The following is a 10,266-nucleotide window of genomic DNA, read 5'->3' on the forward strand; positions in this document are numbered from 1 at the left end:
CGAAGTACATGGCGTGGCCGCAGTCGTCGACCACGGTCAGCTCGGCGCCGGGGATCAGCTCGGCGTAGCGGTGTCCGTGCGCGATGGGGACGATCCGGTCGTGGTCGGGCCACACCACCCGGGTCGGCGCGGTGATGCGGGGCAGCCGCCGCTCGAGCTTCGGGTTGGCCAGGAACGGCACCCACGCGTACCGGGCGAGTGCGGTCATGTCCCGGTAGGCGGCCAGCACGTCGTCGACGGTCGGGTCGGGCGGGAGGAAGGCCGCGGCCTGCACGGGATCGTGGAACAGCGCGGCGGCCAACTGTGGCGGTGTCATCAGGAACAGGTCCGCGATCGGGTGCGCGGGCAGCCGCAGCCCGGCCGGGGAGAGCAGCACCAGCGACCCGACGACGTGCGGGGCGGCGACGGCCAGCTCCGCGGCGACCCACCCGCCGAACGACGCGCCGACCACGTGCGGCCGGGACAGCCCGAGCCGCGCGATGACGTCGAGGTAGTGGAACACGAGGTCGTCGACGCCCTCGGCGTCGGCGAGCTGGTCGGACCCGCCGAAACCGGGGTGGTCCGGTGCGAACACGGTGAAGTCCCGGGCGAGCAGCTCGTGGAACTCGTGCCACTCCCCGGCGCCGCCCGCCGCGTGCAGGAACAGCAGCGGGGGACCGTCGCCACCCCGGAGCAGGTGCACGCGCCCGCCGGGAAAGTCCAGGTACTCCTCGGTGTGCGCCATCCACCCGACGCTAGGCGGGTGCCGGACGGGCGGCGAGCCACTTCCCGCAGGGCTGGGCCGGTTCCCGCACCCGGGTTGACTTGCCGTTGTGCCGCCATGATCCTCGTAGGCATGGCCGCGCCGTCAGTGCTGACGGAAGACGTTCCCCATCCCGCGTCGATCAACACCGAGGACCCCTACGAGGCAAGGGTTCGGACGCAGGCGTTCCTCGGTTGTGCGCACCGGATGACCGTGCTGGACCGGGAGATCCCGTTCCGGGCGCGCGTCCGGCACCGCGCGATGAACGGTCTCGGCCTGATGTCGTCGACCTACGGCCCGGCCGTGGAGATCGGCTGCGCGCCGCCGATCGGCCTGGTGACCGTCAACTTCGTCTCCGACACCATGCACATCGACGACGGCGGGCACGCCGACGTCGCGAACCCGGGCCGTGGCGCGGTGTTCTGCTTCCACGAGGACCTCACCATGCGGTGGGCACCCGGGCTGCGGCAGCGCGGCACTGCGCTGCGGTTTCACCCACACCGGCCGGTTCGCCGCCGCCTACCGAGCCCGCTTCGGCGAGTCCCCGTCGACTACGCTGCGCCGGTGACGGTCGACGCGGAGCGGTACTGGGACGCGCAGGCCCCGTCGTTCGACGAGGCACCCGACCACGGCCTGCGCGACCCCGCGGTCCGGGCCCGCTGGCGGGAGCTGCTGCTCTCGGCGCTGCCACCCGCGCCGGCGCGGATCGCGGACCTCGGCTGCGGCACGGGCAGCGTCACGGCCCTGCTGGCGGGCGAGGGCTACGAACTGAACGGCGTGGACCTGTCCGGCGCCATGGTGGCCGCCGCGACGGCGAAGGTCGCCGCGGCCGGCGTGACGGCGCGGATCCGGCAGGGGGACGCCGCGAGCCCGCCGCTGGAACCGGCCGCGTTCGACGTGGTGTTCGCCCGGCACGTGCTGTGGGCGCTGCCCGACCCGCAGGCGGTGGTCGCGCGCTGGATCCGGCTGTTGCGGCCGAACGGGCGGCTCGTGCTCGTCGAGGGCCACTGGTTCACCGGGGCCGGGCTGACCGCCGACCGCTGCCGCGAGCTGGTGGCGGCCCACGACGGCGAGGTGGTCGTGCGGGCCCTCGACGACCCGCGGCTGTGGGGCGGGCCCATCACCGACGAGCGGTACCTGCTCGTGTCACGGTCCCAGGACGCGTAGGCGGTGACGATGAGGGTTCTGGTGACCGGCGCGGCCGGCACCATCGGCGGCGCGGTGATGCGCGACCTGGCGGCCCGCGGTGTGGCGGTGACCGAGCTGCCGGGCGACGCGACCGATGAGCGGGGCGTCGGCGCCGCGGTCGAGGGCTGTGCTGCCGTGGTGCACCTGGCCGCGCTGGCCCACCCGTCCCTCGGCACCCCGCGTGCGGTGTTCACCAACAACGTGGTCGCCACCTTCACCGTCCTCGCGGCGGCCGCCGAGCACGGTGCCCGCCGGGTCGTGCTGGCGAGCAGCGTGAACGCGTCCGGCATCCCCATGAACCCCCACGGACCGCTGCCCGCGTACTTCCCGCTCGACGAGGACCTGCCCATCGACATCGCCGACGCGTACTCACTGTCCAAGCAGGTCGACGAGCACGCCGCGGCGATGGCCGCCCGCGCGTGGGGCCTCGACGTGGTGGCGTTGCGCTTCCCGCTGGTCAAACCTCGCGCCGAGCTGCTGGAGATCGCGGCGGAGGTGGCGAAGGACCCGGCCGGCGCGATGCGCACCGGCTGGTCGTACCTGACCGTGGACGACGCCGCCCGGGCGGTGCACGCCGCGCTGGTGGCCCCGGTGACCGGTGCACACGTGGTCGGGTTGGCCGCGGCCGACACGCTCCTCGCGGTGCCCACCCAGTCCCTTGTGGACACCTACGCCCCGGACGTCCCCTGCCGCCGGTCCTTCGCCGGCACGGAACCGCTGATCGACACCACCCGCGCCCGGGAACTGCTCGGCTTCGAGCCGCGGGAGTCGATCCACCCCTGATCCGGGTCGCCGCGACCGTACCCGCCGCCGAGGCCGCGGGCCGGGTCCGTCACGGCCGGGACCGAGGTGCACCCGCGGCCGGACGGGCCGCTGCCACGAGGCCGGTCATCAGCAGGTCCAGTGCCCGTTCGAAGTCCTCCTCCGGGTCGCCGCTCGCCAGGGTGGGTAGGGCGCGGGCGAAGTGGGGGAGGGTCGCCGGGTTGACCTGGCGGATGTAGACGTCCATCTGTTGCTGCTCGGCGTGGCTGCTCTGTGCCCGGGCGAAGCCGGCCGTGGTCAGCAGCAGGGTGCCGAAGATGAGGCTGTTCAGCGCGCCCAGGGCCTGGCGCACCCCGTCGTCGTCGAAGCCGGCTTCGGTGAGGGCGCCGATGACGTCGTCGAACGGTTGCAGCGCACGCACTGAGACCGGGTTGGCCTGGTCGGTGGCGAGTGCCAGCGGCACGACCGGGTGGTGGCGGAGCACGCGGTAGGTGCTCACGGCCGTCGCCCGCACCCGCTCGGCCCAGGGCAGCCCCGGGTCGGGGCGTTCGATCTCGGCGTACACCAGGTCCGCGATGCCGTCGAGGATGTCGGACTTGTTCGCGACGTGGTTGTACAGCGCCATCGCCTCGACGCCGAGCACCTTGGCCAGCCTGCGCATCGACAGGCCGGCGAGGCCCTCCTCGCTGGCCAGCGCCAGCGCGGCGGCCAGGATCCGCTCCCGGTTCAGGGGCTCTCTGCGCACCATCTCGACACCCTCGCTTGACAGACTTACACCGTACATATCATATTTACGCCGTAAATTTACGCCGTAAGTAGGAGGTGTGTCGTGACCGACGTCGTCGTCGTGGGTGGGGGACCGACCGGGTTGCTGCTGGCCGGCGAGCTTCGGCTGGCCGGGGCGGACCCGCTCGTGCTGGAGGCGGCCGACGGAGCCCTTCGGCAGAGCCGCGGTCTGGGCCTGCGCGGCATCAACAGCCGCACCCCCCAGACCTTGCGCCTGCGGGGGCTGTCCGAGCCGCTGGCCAGCGCGGAGGAGGTGCTGTTCGACCGCCTCGCCGCCGGCCGGGGGGACGAGGGCGCCGACCAGGTCCGCGGGCTGTTGCGGTTGCTGACCGAGAACCGGGCACGCGGACACTTCGCCGGGCTGCCGCTGGTCGAGGAGCAGGCCGACCCGTCCGGCGTCGTCGAGCACTTCCTGGTCAAGCAGCACCAGTTGGAGCAGATCCTGGCCGACTGGGCGACCGGGCTGGGCGTGCCGATCCGGTCCGGCTGCCCGGTCGTCGACGTCGTGGCCGAGGACTCGGCGGTGCGGGCCGTGCTGGCCGACGGCCGGTCGGTGCGGGCGGCCTACCTGGTGGGGTGCGACGGCGGCCGCAGCACCGTGCGCAAGCACGCCGGGATCGACTTCCCGGGCACGCCCGCGACGATGACCGGCCGCACCGCCGTGGCTGAGCTCGCGGACGCGGACGCCCTCACCCCGTCGCTGCACGGTCCGCGCGGCCTGCTGAACCTGTCGCTGGTACCCGGGGAGATCGCCACCATCGAGTTCGACGGCGGCCCCGACGAGCGGGACGTCCCCGTCACGGCCGAGGAGATGCAGGCGAGCATCCGCCGGGTCAGCGGGGTCGACGTGACGCTCACCAGGCTGGTGGCGGGCATCCGGTACAGCGACAACACCCGGCAGGCGGCCACCTACCGGCAGGGCCGCGTGCTCCTGGCCGGCGACGCCGCCCACGTGCACTCGCCGATCGGCGGTCAGGGCCTGAACCTCGGCCTGCAGGACGCGATGAACCTCGGCTGGAAGCTGGGTCGGGTGGTCCGCGGCCGCGCGCCGGAGTCGCTGCTGGACACCTACACCGCCGAGCGGCATCCCGTGGGAGAGCGCGTACTGCGCAACACCCGCGCCCAGGTCGCGCTGATGCGTCCCGGCGCACAGGTCGCCGCGCTGCGCGAGGTGCTGGGGGAGACCCTGACCATCCCCGCGGCCAGGCACCACTTCACCGCGATGGCGAACGGAACCGACATCGACTACGCGCCGGACGCCACCCATCCCCTGGTCGGCCGGTTCGTGCCGCCGCTGGAGCTGGCCGGCGCCGACCCGCTGCCGGTGCTGCTGCGCGACGGCCAGGCGGTACTGCTGGACCTGGTCGGCTCCGCGGAGTTCCGCGCCGCCGCCGACGGCCGCGCGGTGCGGGTGGTCGGCGCGCGCTGCCCGGGTGACGAGGAGTTGGCGGCGCTGTTGGTCCGGCCGGACGGGTACGTCGCGTGGGCCACCAAGGGCGTGGACGCGGCCGGTCTGCCGGAAGCTCTCGCGGCGGCCGGGTGCTAGCCGACCACACCGCGGGTTCGTCCGCCGTCAGGGGCAGGTCTCGTCGAGCTTGACGACACCGAAGTCGATCTTCGAGGTGGGACTCACGGTCGCGCCCGGGGCGATGTTCTGCGTGCAGACCTTCCAGTTCTCGTCGACCGCCTGGTGTCGGCCCCGGCCGCTGAGGTCGTGGGAGTCGGTGAAGAAGACGACGTTCGACGTCAGCGCCTGGATGCGGTCCTGCGCGTCCTGCAGGCCGGCGCCGACGAGGTCCGGCATCACCCACCGCCGGCCCGACGACGCGGCCGTCGAGGTCGCCGTCGGCGAGGTCCGGTCCGGCGACCGGAGGCCGTCGCAGCCGCCGGCGGCCAGGACGGCGACGGCACAGGCGCCGATGGACGCGATCGTGGCGATGGTCCGCACAGCTACCTCCCGTGACAGCGCGCTCACGACACGATACTGCCCGCTGCCCGAGAAACATGGCCGTCAGGGCTGGACTTGACCACGGTTGGTGGAGTGGCATTGCTGTCATGCGTGCGATGCGACTGCCGGTCACCCTGCTCGTCCTCGCCGTGCTCGCCTTGCTGCCCGCCACGGCGCGTGCCAACGAGGACCGGGCCGACGGGCACCTGGGATTCGATCTCAACGCCGCCACCATCCCCGAGCTCCAGCAGCGGATGGCGCGCGGCCACCTCACCTCGGTCGGTCTGACCACCGCGTACCTGCACCGGATCACGGCGCTGGACGGGAAGATCCACTCCGTGCTCGCGGTCAACCGGCGTGCGCTGTCCGAGGCCGCGGCGAGCGACGTCCGCAGGCGCGCCGGGCACGCGCTCGGCCCACTGGACGGCATTCCCGTGCTGCTGAAGGACAACGTCGACACCCGGGACGAGCCGACCACCGCGGGGTCACGGGCGCTCACCGGCACCCGCCCGGCCGCGGACGCCCACCTGGTGGCCCTGCTCCGCCACGCCGGCGCGGTGATCCTGGGCAAGACCAACCTGTCGGAGTGGGCGAACTTCCGGTCCACGCACTCGACGTCCGGCTGGTCGGGCGTCGGCGGCCAGACGAACAACCCGTACGTGCTCGACCGCAACCCCTGCGGTTCGTCGGCGGGGTCCGGCGCCGCGGTCGCCGCCACGCTGGCGCAGGTGGCGATCGGCACGGAGACCGACGGCTCGATCGTGTGCCCGGCCGGGGCCAACGACATCGTGGGGCACAAGCCGACGCTCGGGTTGGTCAGCCGGACGGGCGTGGTGCCGATCTCGGCGGAGCAGGACACCGCGGGCCCCATGGCGCGGCACGTGGTGGACGCCGCGCTCACGCTGTCGGTGCTGCAGGGACGCGATCCCGCTGACGCCGCGACACTGGCCGTCCCCGCCGACCAGCCGCGTGACTACGCCGCGCTGCTGCGGCCGGACGCGTTGCGCGGCAAGCGGATCGGCGTGTGGCGACTGTCCGGTCTGGACGCCGACGTCGACCGCGTGGTCGACGACTCGGTGGCCGTGCTGCGGGCCCGCGGCGCGACGGTGGTGGACGTGGACCTGCCCTACCAGGACGTGGTCAACACCAACGAGTTCCCCGCGCTGCTGACCGAGTTCCGCCGGGACCTCGACGCCTACCTCGGGAACCGCCCCGGGGCACCGGACACGCTGGCGGACCTGATCGCGTTCGACCAGGCGGACCCGGTCGAGCTGTCGAAGTTCGGCCAGGAGCTGTTCGAGCAGGCGCAGGCCGCGCCGGCGCCGACCGACCCGGTCTACCTGGCGCACCGCCGGAGCGCGACCGACTCCGCCCGCGCCTCGATCGACGAGACCCTGACGAGCAACCACCTCGACGCGATCATGGCCCCGACCAACAGCCCGGCCTGGAAGACCGACTACGCCACCGGCGACGCGTTCGTGCTGGGCTCGTCGACCCCGGCGGCCGTGGCGGGTTACCCGAACGTGTCGGTGCCCGCCGGGTACGCCGGCCCGCTGCCGATCGGCATCTCCTTCTTCGCGGAACGCTGGTCGGACGCGAAGGTCCTCGCACTGGCCGCGGCCTTCGAGCGGGCCCACCCCGCCTACCACCCGCCGGCGTTCGTCCCGACGATCGGCTGACCCCCGCCGGGCGCGCGTCTTCGGTTTACTGGGTCCAGCGACCTGATCAGCTGGAGGAGCGATGCCGAGCACGGACCAACCGCGGGTGTCACCGCTGGCACCCGACGAGCGCGACGAGCGCCAGGCGGCGCTCGTCGCGCGGGCGGGGGCGGAGTTCGCGGTGTACACCACCCTGGTGCGCAGCACGGACGTCTTCGCCGACCTCCTGCCCTTCGGCCAGCGGCTGCTCGAGAAGTCGACCCTGGTGCCCCGGCTGCGGGAGCTGGTCATCCTGCGGGTCGCGTGGCGCTGCCGGGCCGCCTACATCTGGTCCCACCACGAGGCGATCGGCCGGACGGCGGGCCTCACCGAGGACGATCTCGCCGCCCTCGCCACCGACCGCGTCGACACGGTCGGTGCCGTGGACCCGGTGCGTGCGGTGCTGCTGCGGGCGGCGGACGAGCTGGTGGCCGACCACCGGCTGAGCGACCCGACCTGGCGGGACCTGGCCGGCCGGTACCCGACCGAGCAGGTCATCGAGATCTGCCTGCTGGCGGGCCTGTACGTCATGCTCGCCGGCGTGCTGAACTCGCTCGGCGTCCAGCTCGAGGACGGCTACCCCCCACCCGACTGGGCCGCCTGACGGTAACCAGGGACCGGCGGCGGCCTTCTGGGCTACCGCCGGGACGGCACGGGGATCCGGGTCACGTCCCGCGCCACCACGATCTCGCCGTCGAAGACCCGCGCCGCCTCCTCGTGGAAGGGGCGCGGATCCGGGTATCGGCCCGAGAAGTGGGTCAGCACCAGCAGGCGCACGCCGCACTCCCGCGCCACCGCCGCCGCCTGCCCGGCCGTGAGGTGGGCGTAGTCGTGGGCGAGGTGGGCGTCCGCGTCGAGGAACGTCGACTCGATGACCAGCACGTCGGCGCCCTCGGCCAGCGCGTACACCCCCGCGCACAGCCGGGTGTCCATGACGAACGCGAACCGCTGGCCGCGCCGCGGTGCGCTCACCTCCTCGAGCCGCACCAGCCGGCCGCGGTGGCGCAGCACGCCCTCCCGTCGCAGCACACCGACATCCGGGCCGCTGATGTCCAGTTCGGACAGTGCGGCGGGCAGCATGCGCCGGCCGTCCGGCTCGACCAGCCGGTACCCGAACGTCTCGACGCGGTGGTCGAGCCGGCGTGCCTCCAGCGTGCCGAACGAGCCGGTGGCCACCACGCCGTCCCGCTCGACCGGCACCTCACGCAGCTTGGCCACCTCGTGGAACGACGCGGCGTACCGCAGGCGCTCGAAGAACTCCGCCCCGGAGGCGGGGTAGTGGGCGTACACGTCGTGTTCGACCCGGTCCAGCGACAGCCGCTGCACGATCCCCGGCACGCCGAGGCAGTGGTCGCCGTGGAAGTGGGTGACGCAGAGGTGGTGCACGTCGTGCGCGCTCACCCCGGCGAGCAGCATCTGCCGCTGCGTGCCCTCGCCGGGGTCGAAGAGGAACCCGGTGCCGTCCCAGCGAAGCAGGTAGCCGTTGTGGTTGCGCTCGCGCGTCGGCGCCTGGCTCGCGGTTCCCAGCACGACCAGCTCACGTGTCGACACGCGGCGAGTCTAGAAGCCGATCAGCCGGCACGCCGACCCACAAGTCTTCTCCTCCCCGTTTTCGAGCCCCTCGACCGAGGTTGACCAAGCGCTCGCGGGGGTACGCGTCTGGTACCGCGGCTCTCGCCGCGGTCACACGCCACCCAGGCGAACGGCGTCGACGTCCAGGAGCGGCAAGATGCGACAGGAACACCCGGACGACCGGTTCATGCTCACCGGCGAGGAACGCTCCCAGTTCCGCGAGATCTGGCGGGAACTGGCGGACGAAGGGCCGGACACCCTCGACGCGGGTTCGGCGGACGCCCAGGCCTCCCGCCTGGCGTGGTCAGCCGTGCTGGTCGCGTGCGGCCTCCTGGTGTTCGTCGGCCTGGCCGTCGACAGCGTCTTCCTGGTGCTCCTGGCCTCGGGCGGCGCACTCGGCGCGCGGCGCGCCCGCCGCCGGCTGGCGGTCACAACCAACGACGCTTCTTGAACACGACGTAGAGGCTGGCGCAGGTCAGGAGCATCAGGGTGATGGCGAACGGATAGCCCGTCAGCCACCGCAGCTCGGGCATGTGCACGAAGTTCATGCCGTAGACGGTGCCGATGAGCGTTGGTGCGAACAGGATCGCGGCCCAGGCCGAGATCTTCTTGATCTCCTCGTTCTGGGCCTGCGAGACCAGTGTGCCGTTGACGGTCAGCACGTTGGTGAGCAGCTGCCGGAAGTCGTCGGCGCGTTCGACCACGGTCGTGGCGTGGTCGGTGACGTCACGCAGGGAGCGGCGCAGTTCCTCGTCGTCGGCGCCGAGGTCGGCCTCCAGGGCGGAGAGCATGTCGAGCAGCGGCGCGGTGGCGCGCTGGAAGTCGATGACCTCGCGGGAGAGCTGGTAGATGCGGCGCGACACCTGGGGATCGCCGCTGAACACCTGGTCCTCGATCTCGTCGACGTCGGTCCGCAGCCCGGCGACGACGGGTGCGTACTCGTCGACCACGGCGTCCAGGACCGCGTAGAGCACCGCCTCCGGCCCGCGGCTCAGCAGATCGGGCTCGCCCTCCATGCGGGTGCGGACCGCGGCGAGGTCGGGGGTCTCGCTGTGCCGCACGGTGATCACGAAGCGGGGGCCGACGAACACGTGCAGCTCGCCGAAGTCGACCTGCTCGGTCTCGTCGAGATACCGGGCGGGCCGGAGCACCGCGAACAGGGTGTCGCCGTAACGCTCCAGCTTGGGCCGCTGGTGCGCGACGATGGCGTCCTCCACGGCCAGCTGGTGCAGGCCGAACCGTTCGGCCACGGCGAGCAGCTGGTCCTCCGGCGGCCGGTAGAGCCCGATCCAGGCCATGGACCCGGCCTCGCCAAGGTCCTCGACCGCCTCGGCCAGCGTCGCCGGCTCACTGACCGCCCGCCCGTCCCGGTAGACCACGCTGTTGACCACGCTGGCCTCGGCGGGCGCCGGCCCGGGTCGCCGTTGCGCGAACCGCCGCATCGACCGCTCCGGTGCTTCCCGCGACGGCTCGTCGCCCATGCCCGCCTCCCAGGCCGCTCAAGCGGCGCGTCGCTGAAGTCATCGCCGAACTCACCGGGCAGTCGGCGGAGATCACCACCGACTTCGACG

General features: G+C 73.0%; 11 protein-coding genes. 6 read left to right on the plus strand and 5 right to left on the minus strand.

Features of this window, described 5'->3' with window-relative positions; genetic code table 11:
* Positions 1–724, minus strand: a 724-nt coding sequence (locus ACJ73U_RS24015) for an alpha/beta fold hydrolase (protein ID WP_407779946.1), incomplete at its 3' end; no start/stop codon positions are given.
* Between the two features lie 111 nt (positions 725–835).
* On the opposite strand from ACJ73U_RS24015, the gene ACJ73U_RS24020 reads away from it, so the two are divergent.
* Together ACJ73U_RS24020 and ACJ73U_RS24025 are read left to right on the plus strand one after the other, a co-directional pair.
* Positions 836–1,909, plus strand: coding sequence for a methyltransferase domain-containing protein (locus tag ACJ73U_RS24020; RefSeq protein WP_407779947.1), 1,074 nt, complete (start codon positions 836–838; stop codon positions 1,907–1,909).
* Between the two features lie 9 nt (positions 1,910–1,918).
* Positions 1,919–2,713 (plus strand): NAD-dependent epimerase/dehydratase family protein, encoded by a 795-nt coding sequence (locus ACJ73U_RS24025; RefSeq protein ID WP_407779948.1) that lies wholly within the window; start codon positions 1,919–1,921, stop codon positions 2,711–2,713.
* Between the two features lie 49 nt (positions 2,714–2,762).
* Here the strand turns inward: ACJ73U_RS24025 and ACJ73U_RS24030 are convergent, their stop codons facing one another.
* Positions 2,763–3,440: a TetR/AcrR family transcriptional regulator C-terminal domain-containing protein gene (locus tag ACJ73U_RS24030; protein ID WP_407779949.1), complete on the minus strand. Its 678-nt coding sequence runs from the start codon at positions 3,438–3,440 to the stop codon at positions 2,763–2,765.
* A gap of 81 nt (positions 3,441–3,521) precedes the next feature.
* Here ACJ73U_RS24030 and ACJ73U_RS24035 point away from each other — a divergent pair, with 81 nt between their 5' ends.
* Positions 3,522–5,024, plus strand: coding sequence for an FAD-dependent monooxygenase (locus ACJ73U_RS24035; protein WP_407779950.1), 1,503 nt, complete (start codon positions 3,522–3,524; stop codon positions 5,022–5,024).
* A gap of 27 nt (positions 5,025–5,051) precedes the next feature.
* Here ACJ73U_RS24035 and ACJ73U_RS24040 read toward each other — a convergent pair whose 3' ends face one another.
* The gene (locus ACJ73U_RS24040) at positions 5,052–5,453 is read right to left on the minus strand and encodes a PASTA domain-containing protein (RefSeq protein WP_407779951.1); all 402 of its coding nucleotides are present in this window, start codon (positions 5,451–5,453) and stop codon (positions 5,052–5,054) included.
* An 89-nt stretch (positions 5,454–5,542) separates the two neighbouring features.
* Here ACJ73U_RS24040 and ACJ73U_RS24045 point away from each other — a divergent pair, with 89 nt between their 5' ends.
* Together ACJ73U_RS24045 and ACJ73U_RS24050 are read left to right on the plus strand one after the other, a co-directional pair.
* The gene (locus ACJ73U_RS24045) at positions 5,543–7,105 is read left to right on the plus strand and encodes an amidase (RefSeq protein WP_407779956.1); all 1,563 of its coding nucleotides are present in this window, start codon (positions 5,543–5,545) and stop codon (positions 7,103–7,105) included.
* Positions 7,106–7,166: 61 nt separating this feature from the next.
* Positions 7,167–7,727: a carboxymuconolactone decarboxylase family protein gene (locus ACJ73U_RS24050; protein ID WP_407779952.1), complete on the plus strand. Its 561-nt coding sequence runs from the start codon at positions 7,167–7,169 to the stop codon at positions 7,725–7,727.
* Positions 7,728–7,759: 32 nt separating this feature from the next.
* Here ACJ73U_RS24050 and ACJ73U_RS24055 read toward each other — a convergent pair whose 3' ends face one another.
* Positions 7,760–8,674, minus strand: a complete 915-nt coding sequence (locus ACJ73U_RS24055) for a ribonuclease Z (RefSeq protein ID WP_407779953.1) — start codon at positions 8,672–8,674, stop codon at positions 7,760–7,762.
* Positions 8,675–8,852: 178 nt separating this feature from the next.
* Between ACJ73U_RS24055 and ACJ73U_RS24060 the strand changes: the two genes are divergently transcribed.
* The gene (locus ACJ73U_RS24060) at positions 8,853–9,146 is read left to right on the plus strand and encodes a hypothetical protein (RefSeq protein WP_407779954.1); all 294 of its coding nucleotides are present in this window, start codon (positions 8,853–8,855) and stop codon (positions 9,144–9,146) included.
* Here ACJ73U_RS24060 and ACJ73U_RS24065 read toward each other — a convergent pair.
* Positions 9,124–10,176 carry a magnesium and cobalt transport protein CorA gene (locus tag ACJ73U_RS24065; protein ID WP_407779955.1) on the minus strand — a complete coding sequence of 351 codons (1,053 nt, stop codon included), beginning with the start codon at positions 10,174–10,176 and terminating at the stop codon, positions 9,124–9,126. The two genes, ACJ73U_RS24060 and ACJ73U_RS24065, sit on opposite strands and share 23 nt — an antisense overlap.
* Between the last annotated feature and the right edge of the window lie 90 nt (positions 10,177–10,266).

Origin of the sequence: Actinophytocola sp. (assembly GCF_045807065.1) — a bacterium.
In the GTDB taxonomy this organism is placed as follows: domain Bacteria; phylum Actinomycetota; class Actinomycetes; order Mycobacteriales; family Pseudonocardiaceae; genus Actinophytocola.